Origin of the sequence: Streptomyces sp. NPDC056734 (genome assembly GCF_042790455.1) — a bacterium.
In the GTDB taxonomy this organism is placed as follows: Bacteria; Actinomycetota; Actinomycetes; order Streptomycetales; family Streptomycetaceae; genus Streptomyces.
The window spans coordinates 119,017-132,440 of the sequence record NZ_JBHTZD010000009.1 but is presented as its reverse complement, the minus strand read 5'-3'; the positions used below and the strand labels follow the sequence as shown (position 1 = coordinate 132,440).

At 72.3% G+C, this 13,424-nt stretch carries 13 protein-coding genes and 1 riboswitch; of the genes, 9 read left to right on the top strand and 4 right to left on the bottom strand.

Features of this window, described 5'->3' with window-relative positions; all coding sequences use genetic code 11:
• The first annotated feature begins 47 nt into the window (after positions 1-47).
• From frr to ACFRFC_RS15805, 9 genes are all read left to right on the top strand, one after another.
• Positions 48-605, top strand: a complete 558-nt coding sequence (gene frr / locus ACFRFC_RS15845) for a ribosome recycling factor (RefSeq protein ID WP_382689918.1) — start codon at positions 48-50, stop codon at positions 603-605.
• Positions 605-1,846: a phosphatidate cytidylyltransferase gene (locus ACFRFC_RS15840; protein WP_382689920.1), complete on the top strand. Its 1,242-nt coding sequence runs from the start codon at positions 605-607 to the stop codon at positions 1,844-1,846. The genes frr and ACFRFC_RS15840 overlap by 1 nt, the downstream gene beginning before the upstream one ends.
• A 124-nt stretch (positions 1,847-1,970) precedes the next feature.
• Entirely contained in the window at positions 1,971-2,669 is a 699-nt protein-coding gene (locus tag ACFRFC_RS15835) for a hypothetical protein (protein WP_382689922.1), read from the top strand.
• A gap of 89 nt (positions 2,670-2,758) precedes the next feature.
• Complete coding sequence (gene rlmN, locus ACFRFC_RS15830; protein WP_382689924.1) at positions 2,759-3,865, top strand: 23S rRNA (adenine(2503)-C(2))-methyltransferase RlmN; 1,107 nt, start codon at positions 2,759-2,761, stop codon at positions 3,863-3,865.
• Between the two features lie 40 nt (positions 3,866-3,905).
• Positions 3,906-4,026: riboswitch (TPP riboswitch) on the top strand.
• Positions 4,027-4,104: 78 nt separating this feature from the next.
• Entirely contained in the window at positions 4,105-5,187 is a 1,083-nt protein-coding gene (locus tag ACFRFC_RS15825; RefSeq protein WP_382689926.1) for a thiamine ABC transporter substrate binding subunit, read from the top strand.
• Positions 5,163-6,842 (top strand): ABC transporter permease, encoded by a 1,680-nt coding sequence (locus ACFRFC_RS15820; protein WP_383112624.1) that lies wholly within the window; start codon positions 5,163-5,165, stop codon positions 6,840-6,842. The genes ACFRFC_RS15825 and ACFRFC_RS15820 overlap by 25 nt, the downstream gene beginning before the upstream one ends.
• Positions 6,843-6,844: 2 nt before the next feature.
• On the top strand, positions 6,845-7,876 hold the full coding sequence (locus ACFRFC_RS15815; protein ID WP_382689928.1) for an ABC transporter ATP-binding protein: 1,032 nt from the start codon (positions 6,845-6,847) through the stop codon (positions 7,874-7,876).
• Positions 7,877-8,037: 161 nt separating this feature from the next.
• Positions 8,038-8,838: a maleylpyruvate isomerase family mycothiol-dependent enzyme gene (locus tag ACFRFC_RS15810; protein WP_382689930.1), complete on the top strand. Its 801-nt coding sequence runs from the start codon at positions 8,038-8,040 to the stop codon at positions 8,836-8,838.
• The gene (locus ACFRFC_RS15805; RefSeq protein WP_382689932.1) at positions 8,835-9,677 is read left to right on the top strand and encodes a GNAT family N-acetyltransferase; all 843 of its coding nucleotides are present in this window, start codon (positions 8,835-8,837) and stop codon (positions 9,675-9,677) included. The genes ACFRFC_RS15810 and ACFRFC_RS15805 overlap by 4 nt, the downstream gene beginning before the upstream one ends.
• A 125-nt stretch (positions 9,678-9,802) precedes the next feature.
• Here ACFRFC_RS15805 and ACFRFC_RS15800 read toward each other — a convergent pair whose 3' ends face one another.
• The 4 genes from ACFRFC_RS15800 to ACFRFC_RS15785 all read right to left on the bottom strand — a co-directional run bounded on the left by ACFRFC_RS15800 (position 9,803) and on the right by ACFRFC_RS15785 (position 13,310).
• On the bottom strand, positions 9,803-10,507 hold the full coding sequence (locus tag ACFRFC_RS15800) for an LAETG motif-containing sortase-dependent surface protein (protein ID WP_382689934.1): 705 nt from the start codon (positions 10,505-10,507) through the stop codon (positions 9,803-9,805).
• A 185-nt stretch (positions 10,508-10,692) separates the two neighbouring features.
• Positions 10,693-11,100 carry a VOC family protein gene (locus tag ACFRFC_RS15795; RefSeq protein ID WP_382690131.1) on the bottom strand — a complete coding sequence of 136 codons (408 nt, stop codon included), beginning with the start codon at positions 11,098-11,100 and terminating at the stop codon, positions 10,693-10,695.
• Between the two features lie 126 nt (positions 11,101-11,226).
• Positions 11,227-12,585 (bottom strand): hypothetical protein, encoded by a 1,359-nt coding sequence (locus ACFRFC_RS15790; protein ID WP_382689936.1) that lies wholly within the window; start codon positions 12,583-12,585, stop codon positions 11,227-11,229.
• The gene (locus tag ACFRFC_RS15785; protein WP_382689938.1) at positions 12,567-13,310 is read right to left on the bottom strand and encodes an ABC transporter ATP-binding protein; all 744 of its coding nucleotides are present in this window, start codon (positions 13,308-13,310) and stop codon (positions 12,567-12,569) included. The genes ACFRFC_RS15790 and ACFRFC_RS15785 overlap by 19 nt, the downstream gene beginning before the upstream one ends.
• Positions 13,311-13,424 lie beyond the last annotated feature (114 nt).

Below are 13,424 nucleotides of genomic sequence, written 5' to 3'. Positions count from 1 at the left end.
TCTCCGCAGACGCAGCCGGGCCGACTCACAACACGCAGGAGCAAGTGGTGATCGAAGAGACCCTCCTCGAAGCCGAGGAGAAGATGGAGAAGGCCGTCGTGGTCGCCAAGGAGGACTTCGCCGCGATCCGCACCGGCCGTGCGCACCCGGCGATGTTCAACAAGATCGTGGCCGACTACTACGGGGCGCCGACCCCGATCAACCAACTGGCTTCGTTCGCCGTGCCGGAGCCGCGGATGGCGGTCGTCACCCCGTTCGACAAGACCGCCCTGCGCAATATCGAGCAGGCGATCCGTGACTCCGACCTCGGTGTCAACCCGAGTAACGACGGCAACATCATCCGGGTGGTGTTCCCCGAGCTGACCGAGGAGCGCCGCCGCGAGTACATCAAGGTCGCCAAGGGCAAGGGCGAGGACGCCAAGGTGTCCATCCGCTCGGTCCGCCGCAAGGCCAAGGACGCCATCGACAAGCTGATCAAGGACGGCGACGTCGGCGAGGACGAGGGCCGCCGCGCGGAGAAGGAACTCGACGACACCACCGCCAAGTACGTCGCCCAGGTGGACGAGCTTCTCAAGCATAAGGAAGCGGAGCTGCTCGAAGTCTGATGAACGACTCTTCCTGGGGGGTGCCGCCCGGGGCCGGGCAGACCGGGTACTGGGGGCCCACCGAGCACGGACCTGCCCAAGGGGCTGCCCCGGCGGGTCCCGCGTACGATGCGCAGCAGGCGCAGCACACTCGCCCCATGCCCATCGTGCCCGACCTGCCCGCCTACCGCGGGGACCAGGACCACCAGGACCGGGGGACCGCTCGGCCGGGCGGCCCCCTGCTCCATGACCAGGCGCTTTCCCACCAGGCGTTCCCCGATCAGGTACTTCCCGACCAGGCATTTCCCGCTCAGATGTTCGCTGACCACACGTTCCCTGACCGGACGTTCCGCGACGAGACCCCGTCGGCGCAGCCCCGTGCGGAGGTGCCGCAGAATCCGGAGCCCATGCCCGACGCCCCGCAGCCGGCACCCGCACCGCAGAAGAAGAACGCGGGCCGGGACCTGGGTGCGGCCATAGGCGTCGGGATCGGGCTCGGCGTGGTCATCGTCGCCTCGCTGTTCTTCGTCAAGGCCGCGTTCATCGGGGTGATAGCGGTCGCCGTGGTCGTCGGGCTGTGGGAGCTGACCCGGCGCCTGGACGAGCGCAAGGGCATCAAGGCGCCGCTGGTGCCGCTCGCGGTCGGCGGCGCGGCGATGGTCGTCGCCGGGTACGCGCGGGGCGCCGAGGGGGCCTGGGTCGCCATGGCGCTGACCGCCCTCGCGGTGCTGGTCTGGCGGATGACCGAACCGCCGGAGGGCTATCTCAAGGACGTCACGGCGGGCGTCTTCGCCGCCTTCTACGTGCCGTTCCTGGCCACCTTCGTCGCCATGATGCTGGCCGCCGACGACGGCCCCCAGCGCGTCCTGACGTTCCTGCTGCTCACCGTCGTCAGCGACACCGGGGCGTACGCGATCGGCTGGCGGTTCGGCAAGCACAAGCTCGCGCCGCGGATCAGTCCCGGCAAGACCCGCGAGGGCCTGCTGGGCGCGGTCGCCTTCGCGATGGCGGCCGGCGCGCTGTGCATGGAGTTCCTGATCGACGGCGGCACCTGGTGGCAGGGTCTGCTGCTGGGGCTCGCGGTCGCCGCCACGGCCACGCTGGGCGACCTCGGCGAGTCCATGATCAAGCGGGACCTCGGGATCAAGGACATGGGCACCCTGCTGCCGGGCCACGGCGGGATCATGGACCGGCTGGACTCGCTGCTGCCGACGGCGCCCGTGGTGTGGTTGCTGATGGTGGTGTTCGTCGGCTCCGGCTGACGTCCTCCCCGCCCCGCCCGCGCACCGAGTGAACGTTTGCTCCCGCTGCTCGCGACCACCCCTTCCGTACCTATGATCACGGCGTGCGACGCCGGGGTCCAAGGAACGGAAGGGGTGGAGTCGTATGTGGGCACGGCGGCGGGCCGTGAAGCAGGAGCGGCTGGAGCGGGAGGCGGCGAAGGCCGTCGAGACGCTCGGGGCGGGCGTCCGCTCGACCCTGGCCTCGGCGGACGAGGGGCATCAGGCGCTACTGGAGCTGCGCGAGGGGCTCGCCCGGGAACTGGCCGACCTGGAGGCGATGCTCGGCCGGCGCGACGGGCTCCCGGTCGACCTGGTCCGCTCCCAGCTCTCCTCGGCCGCCGATGTCTTCGCCCGGCTCGACGACCTCTCCGCGCGGTACACGGCGGTACGCACGCAGGTCGTCGCCGTGGACCGGAGAGACACGACCGTGCTCCTGCCGCTGCTCGAAGAGCTGGTCGAGTATGTCGAGGGCATGGCCGGGACCGGCGAGGCGGCGATGGGTGCCGTCGAGGGCGTGGAGCGGCTGCGCCTGCGGCTGGAGCGGGTGCGCGCCGACCTGATCCCGGTGCGTGAACGCGTCCACGCCGGATTCCGCGCCGCGGGCGGGGAACTGGAGGCGACCCGGGGCGCCTCCGGCTGGTACGGCCGTCAGGCCGCCCTCGCCGCCCTGGGCGACCGGCTGACGGCGCTGGACGAGGGCCGGGTGCTGCCGACCGCCGAGCACCGGACGACGGATCTGTACCGGGAATTCGAGCGCGAGCTGGCCGAGCTGCGCGACGAGATCGCCCAAGGGCGGCCCTGACCGGCCCTGACCTGCGAAGATGTCCGCCCGATGGAGTTATCCACAGGGCTGGCGGAGGGGGTCCGTGAGTCTGCGACACTGGTACGGCCATGCCTAATCCCGGAGAACTCACCTTTGTCGCGCCGCGCGGAGCCAAGAAGCCGCCGCGGCATCTCGCCGATCTCTCGCCCGCCGAGCGCAAGGAGGCGGTGGCGGGGATCGGGGAGAAGCCGTTCCGTGCCAAGCAGCTCTCGCAGCACTACTTCGCGCGGTACGCGCACGACCCCGCCGAATGGACGGACATCCCGGCCGGGGCCCGGGAGCGGCTGCGGGACGCGCTGCTGCCGGAGCTGATGACCGTCGTGCGGCATCTGTCGACGGACCAGGGGACGACCCGCAAGACCCTGTGGCGGCTGTTCGACGGGACGCTCGTGGAGTCGGTGCTGATGCGGTACCCGGACCGGGTGACCATGTGCATCAGCTCACAGGCCGGGTGCGGGATGAACTGCCCGTTCTGCGCGACCGGGCAGGCGGGGCTCGACCGGAATCTGTCCACCGCCGAGATCGTGCACCAGATCGTGGACGGCATGCGGGCGCTCAGGGACGGGGAGGTGCCCGGGGGGCCCGCCCGGCTGTCCAACATCGTCTTCATGGGGATGGGCGAGCCGCTCGCCAACTACAAGCGGGTCGTCGGGGCCATCCGCGCGCTGACCGATCCGGCGCCCGACGGGGTGGGGCTCTCGCAGCGCGGGATCACCGTGTCGACGGTCGGGCTGGTGCCCGCCATCCACCGGTTCTCCGACGAGGGCTTCAAGTGCCGGCTCGCCATCTCGCTGCATGCGCCCGACGACGAGCTGCGGGACACCCTGGTGCCGGTGAACACACGGTGGAAGGTGCGTGAGGTGCTGGACGCCGGGTTCGCCTACGCGGAGCGGTCCGGGCGGCGGCTGTCCATCGAGTACGCGCTGATCCGGGACATCAACGACCAGGCGTGGCGCGGCGACCGGCTCGGGCGGCTGCTCAAGGGGCGGCCGGTGCATGTGAATCTGATCCCGCTGAATCCGACACCGGGCTCCAAGTGGACCGCGTCCCGGCCCGAGGACGAGAAGGCGTTCGTGGAGGCCATCGCCGCCCATGGGGTGCCGGTGACCGTCCGGGACACCCGTGGCCAGGAGATCGACGGGGCGTGCGGTCAGCTCGCGGCCACCGAGCGGTAGTCTGACGCCGTACACCCGTACATATCTTCATACACATCTTCATATCCGGCAGGGGAGCGCCACAGCGCTGAGAGTGCGGCAGCCGATCCATATCGGTGGGCCGCAGACCCTCTGAACCTCGCCCAGGTCATTCTGGGTAGGGAGATCGGTCGTCACTCATGCTGTTGCGCCCTGCCCGGGAGCCGTGGAAGGTCCCGGGCAGGGCCGCGTCTCTTCCTGGTCACCCAGGAGGACATTCAGTGGGCAACACCAAGCAGATAACCGCCGTGCTCGTCGGGTTCGGGCTGATCACGCTGTCCGCGTGCGGCTCGTCGTCCGACGGCGGGAGCGACGGCGGGGACTCCAAGACGGTCACCCTCGTCAGCCACAACTCATGGGCCGTGTCCGAGGAGGTGCTCGCCGACTTCGAGAAGCGGTCCGGGTACACGGTCAAGGTCCTGGAGGACGGCGACGCGGGCACGGCCGTCAACAAGGCGATCCTCACCAAGGACAACCCGCAGGGCGATGTCTTCTTCGGCGTCGACAACACCCTGCTCTCCCGGGCCCTGGACAACGGGCTGTTCCAGCCGTACGAGGCCGAGGGCGCCGACACCGTCCAGGCCGCCTACCGGGCCGACGACGCCGAGCACCGGGTCACGCCCGTCGACAGCGGGGACATCTGCGTCAACTACGACAAGGCGTACTTCAGCGAGAAGAAGCTGGAGCCGCCGAAGACGTTCGACGATCTGCTCAAGCCCGCCTACAAGGATCTGCTGGTCACCGAGAACGCCTCCACCTCCTCGCCCGGCCTCGGGTTTCTGCTCGGCACGGCCGCCGCCTACGGGGACGACGGCTGGCAGGACTACTGGAAGAAGCTGAGCGACAACGGCGTCAAGGTCGTGGACAGCTGGGAGCAGGCGTACAACGAGGAGTTCTCCGGCTCGGCCGGGGGCAAGGAGGCCAAGGGGGACCGGCCGCTGGTGGTGTCGTACGCCTCCTCGCCGCCCGTGGAGGTCGTCTACGCCGATCCGCAGCCCGCGGACGCGCCCACCGGGGTCGCCGACGGGACCTGCTTCCGGCAGGTCGAGTACGCGGGGCTGCTGAGCAACGCGGGGAATCCGGAGGGCGGGAAGGCGCTGCTGGACTTCATGCTCAGCAAGGAGTTCCAGCAGGACATGCCGCTGAACATGTTCGTCTACCCGGTGATCGAGGGCGCCGAGGTGCCCGAGGTGTTCGCCCAGTACGGGCCGCAGGCCAAGGACCCGCAGACCCTGGACCCGGCGAAGATCGCCGACCACCGTGACGAGTGGGTCAAGTCGTGGACCTCGCTCGTACTGAAGTAGCCCCCCGGAGCCGCACCCGCACCCGCAACAGGGGCCTCTTGCGGGGCGGGCTGCTGGTCGTGCCCGTCGCGTTCTTCGGCGTCTTCTTCGCCTACCCCGTCGCCGCGATCCTCCTGCGGGGGCTCAAGGCCGACGGGGTCTGGCAGGTGGGGCGGCTGTGGGAGGTGCTGGGGCAGCCGGACATCCGGCATGTGCTGTGGTTCACCACCTGGCAGGCGCTGGCCTCGACCGCGCTGACCCTGCTGATCGCGTTGCCCGGCGCGTATGTCTTCGCGCGTTTCGACTTCCCCGGCAAGCAGGCGCTGCGGGCGGTGGTGACCGTGCCGTTCGTGCTGCCGACCGTCGTGGTCGGCACGGCGTTCCTGGCGCTGCTCGGGCGCGGCGGGCTGCTGGACGAGTGGTGGGGCGTACGGCTGGACACCACCGTGTGGGCGATCCTGCTCGCGCATGTGTTCTTCAACTACGCGGTCGTCGTACGGACCGTGGGCGGGCTGTGGGGGCAGCTGGACCCCCGGCAGGAGGAGGCGGCGCGGATGCTCGGCGCCTCGCCCTTCGCCGCATGGCGGCGGGTGACCCTTCCCGCGCTCGGGCCCGCCGTGGCCGCCGCCGCGCTGATGGTCTTCCTGTTCACCTTCACCTCCTTCGGGGTGGTGCAGATCCTCGGCGGGCCGACCTTCGCCACCCTGGAGGTGGAGATCTACCGGCAGACCTCGGAGATCTTCGACCTGTCCACGGCAGCCGTCCTGACGGTCATTCAGTTCCTCGCCGTGGGCGCGATCCTCGCCGTGCACGCCTGGACCGTACGGCGGCGGGAGAGCGCGCTGCGGCTGGTGGACGCGTCCCTGACGGCCCGGCGCCCGCGCGGCGCGGGGCAGTGGGCGCTGCTGGCCGGTGTCCTGGTCTCGATCGCCGTACTGCTGGTGCTGCCGCTGGGTGTGCTGGTGCGGCGGTCGCTGGAAGGGGCCGGGTTCTCCTACTACCGGGCGCTGACCTCGTCCGAGTCCCAGGTGTTCCTCGTCCCGCCGATCGAGGCGATCGGGAACTCGCTGACGTACGCGCTCGTCGCCACCGCCATCGCCCTGCTGGTCGGCTCCCTCGCGGCGGCGGCGCTGGCGCGGCGGGACGCGGGGCGGCTCGTACGGGGGTTCGACGCGCTGCTGATGCTGCCGCTCGGGGTGTCCGCGGTGACCGTGGGCTTCGGGTTCCTGATCGCGCTGGACGAGCCGCCGCTGGATCTGCGCGCGACCTGGATCCTGGTGCCGCTCGCCCAGGCACTGGTGGGGGTCCCCTTCGTCGTACGGACCATGCTGCCGGTGCTGCGGGCGGTGGACGGGCGGCTGCGGGAGGCGGCGGCCGTGCTCGGGGCGTCGCCCTGGCGGGTGTGGCGGGAGGTCGATCTGCCGCTGGTGCGGCGGGCGGCGCTGGTCGCGGCGGGGTTCGCGTTCGCGGTGTCGCTGGGTGAGTTCGGGGCGACCGTGTTCATCGCGCGGCCGGACGATCCGACGCTGCCGGTGGCGGTCGCCAAGCTGATCGGGCGGCCCGGAGAGCTGAACTACGGCCAGGCGATGGCCCTTTCGACGATTCTGATGGTGGTGTGCGCGGTGGCGCTGCTGGTGCTGGAGCGGCTGCGCACCGACCGGACCGGGGAGTTCTAGCGATGCTGCTGTCCCTTGAGGACGTGACGGTACGGCTCGGGGGCCGGGCCGTGCTCGATACGGTCGGCCTCGCCGTCGAGGAGCACGAGACCGTGTGTGTGCTCGGGCCGAGCGGGAGCGGGAAGTCGACGCTGCTGCGCGTGGTCGCCGGGTTGCAGGCGCTGGACGGCGGCCGGGTGCTGCTGGACGGGCGGGACCAGGCGTGGGTGCCCGCGCACCGGCGGGAGATCGGGCTGATGTTCCAGGACCATCAGCTGTTCCCCCAGCGGGACGTGGGCGGCAATGTGGCGTTCGGGCCCCGGATGCGGGGGGCGTCGCGGGACGAACAGCGGGCCCGGGTGGCGGAGCTGCTGGATCTGGTGGGGCTGCCGGGGGCCGCGGGCCGGGCGGTGGCCGAGCTGTCCGGCGGCGAACAGCAGCGGGTCGCGCTGGCGCGGGCGCTGGCGCCGAGCCCCCGGCTGCTGATGCTGGACGAGCCGCTGGGGCAACTGGACCGGTCGCTGCGGGAGCGGCTGGTGGTGGAGTTGCGCGAGCTGTTCGGGCGGCTCGGGACGACCGTGCTGGCCGTGACGCACGACCAGGGTGAGGCGTTCGCGCTGGCCGACCGGGTGGTGGTGATGCGGGACGGGCGGATCGCCCAGACCGGGACGCCCCTTGAGGTGTGGCAGCGGCCCGCCGACGCCTTCGTGGCGCGGTTCCTCGGCTTCGACAATGTGGTCCCGGCGACGGTGAGCGGGCAGGCCGCGGACACCGCGTGGGGGAAACTGCCGGTGCCCGCGGGGGCGGCCCAGGGGGCCGTGGAGGTGCTGGTGCGGCCGGGCGGGGTGCGGCTGGTCGGCGCCGGGGAGGGGTTGCCGTGTGCGGTGGTGGGGCGGACCTTCAAGGGCACGCATGTCGCCGTGCGGCTGCGGCCGGAGGGGGGTGCTCCGGATCTGGAGGCGGCGTGCGCGCTGCGGGACGCGCCCGAGGTGGGGGCGGTGGTGGGGGTGGAGTTCGATGCGGCGGAGGTCGTGGTGTTGGGGGCGGGGGGCTGACCGTGCGGGGCGTGGGGGTGGCCGTGGGGGTGGCTTCGCGGGGTTGGGCGTGGACGTGACGTCGGGCTGGAGCGGGTGGTCGTACACCCCGCCGCTGGGCTGCGGCGGCGGGCCGTAAATCGTGGTGCCGGGGCGAAGGCGCTGGTCATAGGGTGCGGGGCATGACACTGCTCGCGTACGACCGCTACTGCGACGAGATCGCCCTTCAGGTACGGCAGTTCACGGATCTGGTGACCGCGCCCGGTACGGACCTGGCCGCCACCGTGCCGACGTGCCCCGACTGGACGCTGGAGGAACTGACCCGGCACATGGGTGAGGCGCTGCGCTGGGTCGAGGTGACCGTGCGGACCCGGGCGAGCGCGGAGGTGCCCGCGGAGCGGGTGCCCGAGGGTGCCGGGCCCGCGGCGCGGGGGGACGCGGTGGCGCTGGGGGAGTGGTTCGCGCGGGGCGGGGAGTCCGTCGTACGGACCCTGCGCGAGGCGGGGCCGGACGCGGTGGTGTGGGGGTGGGCGGGGGTGCACACGGCCGCGTTCTGGGCGCGGCGGATGACCCATGAGATCACCGTGCACCGGGCGGACGCGGCGCTGGCGGCGGGGGTGCCGTACGAGGTGGCGGGGGAGGTCGCGGCCGACGCGATCGACGAGTGGCTGGAGATCGTGACGTTCGTGCAGCGCGACGATCCGCATGACGCGGCGCGTGAGCTGCGGGGCGGCGAGGGCCGGAGCATTCATCTGCACGCCACCGACGCGGCGGGCCTGAACGCCGAGTGGGTGATCGAGCTTGCGCCCGGCGGGGTGGTCTGGCGGCGGGGGCACGAGAAGGCGAGCGTGGCGCTGCGGGGGCCGCTGACGGAGGTGATGCTCGCGTTCTACCGGCGGGTGCCGCTGGAGGGCGGTGCGGTGGAGGTCGTGGGGGAGCGGGAAGTGCTGGACCACTGGCTGGAGAGGGCGACATTCGGATGAGCTGGCGGCTTGCGAAAGGTATCGATGAGTTTCTGGAGCGGACGGGGGACTTTCTGCGGTCGCGCCCCGGGCTGCACACCACGGCCCTGACGGTGACCGAGAAGATGCGGGTCGAGGGCGCGGACGGGGCCGTGCTGGGCTGGCTGGAGGTGGGGGGTGAGGTGCGCGGCGTCTACTACCGGATCTCCGCGGACCGTGGGGTCTCGGTCACGCCCCTCGCGCCCGAGCACACCGACACCCTCGCCGACCATCTGATCGGGCTCGGGCAGTACGTTCCCTTCGTCACCGCCGAGCGGGCCACCGCCGTGGCCTTCACCGAGGCCTGGCGGCAGCGGACCGGGGCGGCGTCGACGCTCCGGGTCGAGCTGGGGCTGTACCGGCTGGGCACGCTCACACCGCCCGACCCCTTCCCGGCGGGACGGGCACGGCCGGTGGGCGAGGCGGACCACGAGCACCTCATGCAGTGGTGCCGCGAACTCGCGGCCTACTTCGAGGAGGACGTCACCATCAACGCCGAGACCTGGGCCAGTACCCGCTTCGGCGAGAAGCACTACACCTACTGGGAGACCCCGGACGGCACGACCGTCGCCATGGCGGGCGCGAACCCGCTGATCGGCGGTCAGGTCCGGATCGACCCCGTCTACACCCCGGCTGCTCTGCGCGGCCGTGGCTACGGGGCCGCCGCGACCGTGACGGTGAGCCAGGCGGCGCTCGACGCGGGCGCCGAGGACGTCGTGCTGTACACCAACCTGGCCAACCCGACCAGCAACGCGCTGTATCAGCGGGTGGGTTATCGGTTGCTGGCGGAGGTCGCGGTGTACGACTTCGCGGGGGCGTGACCGGCCGTACCTGATGCCCGCGGCCCGTCCCCGGTGGTGCTGGGGGCGGGCCGCGGGTTCACGGCGTCAAGGCCGTACGGGTCAGCGCAGAGGCCGTACGGGGTCAGCGCACAGGTCGTACGGGGTCAGCGACCCTCGCCCGTCCCCCGGCGGCGGAAGCCGAGGAAGACGGAGCCGCCGCCGACCACGACCAGTGCCCCGGCGATACCGGCGACCATGCCGGTGCTGGAACTCGCGCCGGTCTCCGCGAGGTTGGACTCACCGGCCGCGGGGGAGGGCGCGTTGCTCACCGACTCGGCCGGTGCGGGAGCGCTGCTGCTCTCCTCCGGCGCGGACGGCGTCGGTGTCGGTGTCTGGGCCGGCGTCGGTGTCGCGGACTCCGACTCGGCCGGCGGGGTGGACTCCGGCGGGGTCGGGGTCGGGGTGTCCGTCCGGCACGCGGTGGACGGCGTGACCAGGTTCGGCTTGATGTCCTCGTCGACCTGGTCACCGGCCTTGACGTGGACGCGGTACTCCGCGTTCGGCTGCCAGTCCTCCTCGAAGGTGATGGTCACGCCCTCGAGGGAGCCCTTCACCTCCTGGCTGCCGACCAGCCTTTCGTCGGCGCCGTTGTTCTCCAGGTAGACCGTGACCGTGGCGGAAACGCCCGTCGGGTCCTTGTCCGTGACGGTGATGACACCCTTGCTGCCGTCGCAGTTCGCGGCGGCGGAGAACTCGCTGATGTCACACGCGAGCGCGTTGCCCGCGGCGCTGAGCGCGAGTGCGGCCGCGGCGGCGGCGACACCGAGGGCACGCACGGAACTCCGTGCGGTGCGGCGGGATATGGACACGTTTGTCCTTACGGGATCTGAAAATGCGGGGGGTTGAGGGAGTCGCCGTGAAGACGGCACCCCTTGAGGCTCATAGCTCTATAAGCGTCCCGTAAGGACCGTCAATCCCCCTGTCCGTTTGATCCACCCTCTTTGAGATGTCTTTGCTGAGCCCGGTGTTTGGGTGGATGCGGGGGAGGCGTGGATCAGCCCTCCACGACCGCCGGGTCCATCCAGACGATTTCCCAGGTGTGGCCGTCGAGGTCGTCGAAGGCGCGGCCGTACATGAAGCCCTGGTCCTGGGTCTCGCCGGTGGCGGTGCCGCCCGCCGCGATTGCCCCGTCGACCAGTTCGTCGACCTTCTCGCGGCTCTCGGCGCTCAGCGCGATCAGCACCTCGCTGGTCCTCGTCGCGTCCGCGATCTCCTTCTTGGTGAACGTCCCGTAGAACTCCTTGGTGAGCAGCATCGCCACGATCGTGTCGCTGATCACCACGGAGGCGGTGTTGTCATCGCTGAACTGGGGGTTGATCGGGTAGCCCAGCTCGGTGAAGAACTTCTTCGAGGCGTCGAGGTCGCTCACGGGCAGGTTCACGAAGATCATCTGCTGGTACATGCGGATCTCTCCCATCGGTGTTGTCGTGTTCGATGGGGTAGACCCGGGCGGGGCGGGGAACTCATCGCCGGGCGCCGATCTTCTTCGCCGGGGGGCGGTCCTTTTTCGATTCCGTTCGACCGGCCGTCACGGCAGCAGCGGCTGTGCCGCCAGCTGGGCCACCACCAGGGTGAGCGGTCCGAACAGGGCCAGCAGGGCGCCCGCGCGCAGGGCCGCCGCGCTGCGCAGGGTGGCGGCCGGGGCGCCGAGCCGCAGCAGCGCGGCCGTGGTGTCGGCGCGGGCGTGCCGGGCCTCGACGGCGGCCGTGCACAGCGTGGCCAGGGTGCAGCCGGCCACCAGCAGCGCCCCGAGGGTGGTGAGCGGGCCGAAGACCGGTTCGTCCGCGCCGCCGGGGCCGCGCAGGGCGGCCGTCGCGAACCCCGCCGACGCGACCGCGCAGACCACGCCGAGCGGTCGGCCGATCCGGCCCGCCTCGGCCATCAGCACCCGGCCCGCCAGCAGCCGCAGCGCGCCGGGCCGTCCGGCCTGGAGCAGCCGCCCGCACAGATGGGTCAGACCGGGTCCGGCCAGGGCCAGCCCCACGGCCGTCAGGGTCCAGCCGACCAGCACACTGACCGGCCCGGCCGCGAGCCCGCCGGGCAGGGTGGTGGCGTCGGTGCCGGGGGTGACCCGGGTGGCGTACGCCTCCACCGCGAGCCCCGCCGCGAGCACGGCGACGCCCCAGGGGAGACCGGTGGGGGCCTTGTCGGGCGCGGGGATCTGGCCGGTTTCGCGGGCTGTCGGCTGCGGGGTGCTGCCGGGAGCGCCGTCCGGGTCGATCCCGGGCGCCGCCTCCGCGGCCGCCTGTGCCTCCGCGATCCGTGCGACCTCCGCGGCCCGTGCGGCTTGCACGGCGTGTGCGGCGTGCGCGGTCTGTGCCGCGGCCGTCCGGCGCTCGTGCCACCAGTTCCGGGCCCTGCGCCGCGCGGCCCCCGGCTCGCGCGGGCGCAGGACGAGGGCCGTCGTGACGGAGGCGGCCACGGGGATCACGGTGAGCAGGGTGAGCGCGGCGGGCAGCGGCAGGGGACGGCCGGCGGCGAGGACGTCGGCCGCGGCGCCGTCGAACGGCATGCCGGTCAGATCGCCCCGCAGATGGAGGAAGAAGAGCAGGGCCAGCATCGAGCCCAGCACGGTCGACAGGGCGGTGGTGGTCGCCGAGACCGCCATCAGCCGGGCCGGGCCCAGGCCGATCGCGGAGAGCCCGGGACGCGGCCGGGTGCCCGGGTCGGTACGGGCCACCGCCACCGCGAACTGCACGGTCGCGGCGATCGGCACCAGGCACCAGGCCAGCCGCAGCGCCGACCCGGTCGCGTTGCCCGGGTGGCTCATGGCGTGGCCGAGGATGCACAGCAGCAGGAAACCGGTACCGCCGGAGGCCGCCGCGACCAGCAGCCGGCGCAGCTGGACGGCCGGGCGGCCGGCCCGGCTCAGACGGACAGCGAGCACGCGGCCCGGCCCTCCTCCGCCTCGGCGACCGGCGGCAGATGGACCGTGCGCACCCGCCGCCCGTCCAGCAGCGCGACGGTGCGGTCGGCCAGCGCGGCGGTCTCGGCGTCGTGCGTGGCCAGCAGCACGGTGATGCCGTGCGAGCGGGCGGCCGTGGTGAGGGTGCGCAGCACATGGGCCCGGTCGGCGCGGTGCAGCGGCGCGGTCGGCTCGTCGGCGAACAGCACCGAGGGCGCGGGCGCGAGGGCGCGCGCGATACAGGCGCGCTGCCGCTCGGCCTGCTTGAGCTGGTGCGGGTACTTGCGCGCCCGGTCACCGATGTCGAGCCGTTCCAGCCACTCCAGGGCGGCGGTCTTGGCCCGGTGCCGGCTGGTGCCGCGCAGCATCAGCGGCAGCGCGGCGTTCTCCCAGACGGTCAGCTCCGGTACGAGGACGGGGGCCGGGTCGATCCAGCCGAACCGGTCGCGGCGCAGCCGTTCCCGGGCCAGCGGGCCCATGGTGTGCACGGGGACGCTGTTGAACCAGACCTCGCCCTGCCGGGGCCGGGCCAGTCCGGACAGACAGCGCAGCAAGGAGGTCTTGCCGCTGCCGCGCGGGCCGCCGACGGCGAGGATCTCGCCCTCCTGGACGCCGAGCGAGACCCCGCTGAGCGCGGGGGAGCCGTCGTCGTGGGTGAAGTGCAGGGAGCGGGCCCAGAGCACATCGTTGTCCGGCGGGGCCTCCATGGGCGTACACCTCAGTTCGGATCGTCCGGGTTTCCGGGTCTCCCGTGGCCGTCTCCCCGGGCGGGGGAAGGAGGGCTGGGCCGATCGGTCACTGGGCACGCTAGGGACTGGGCG

Coding starts and splice junctions, on each gene's coding strand:
- ACFRFC_RS15810 (WP_382689930.1), top strand. CDS start 8,038: ATGACACTGCTCGCGTACGACCGCTACTGCGACGAGATCGCCCTTCAG.
- rlmN (WP_382689924.1), top strand. CDS start 2,759: ATGCCTAATCCCGGAGAACTCACCTTTGTCGCGCCGCGCGGAGCCAAG.
- ACFRFC_RS15795 (WP_382690131.1), bottom strand. CDS start 11,100: ATGTACCAGCAGATGATCTTCGTGAACCTGCCCGTGAGCGACCTCGAC.
- ACFRFC_RS15840 (WP_382689920.1), top strand. CDS start 605: ATGAACGACTCTTCCTGGGGGGTGCCGCCCGGGGCCGGGCAGACCGGG.
- ACFRFC_RS15815 (WP_382689928.1), top strand. CDS start 6,845: ATGCTGCTGTCCCTTGAGGACGTGACGGTACGGCTCGGGGGCCGGGCC.
- ACFRFC_RS15805 (WP_382689932.1), top strand. CDS start 8,835: ATGAGCTGGCGGCTTGCGAAAGGTATCGATGAGTTTCTGGAGCGGACG.
- ACFRFC_RS15835 (WP_382689922.1), top strand. CDS start 1,971: ATGTGGGCACGGCGGCGGGCCGTGAAGCAGGAGCGGCTGGAGCGGGAG.
- ACFRFC_RS15785 (WP_382689938.1), bottom strand. CDS start 13,310: ATGGAGGCCCCGCCGGACAACGATGTGCTCTGGGCCCGCTCCCTGCAC.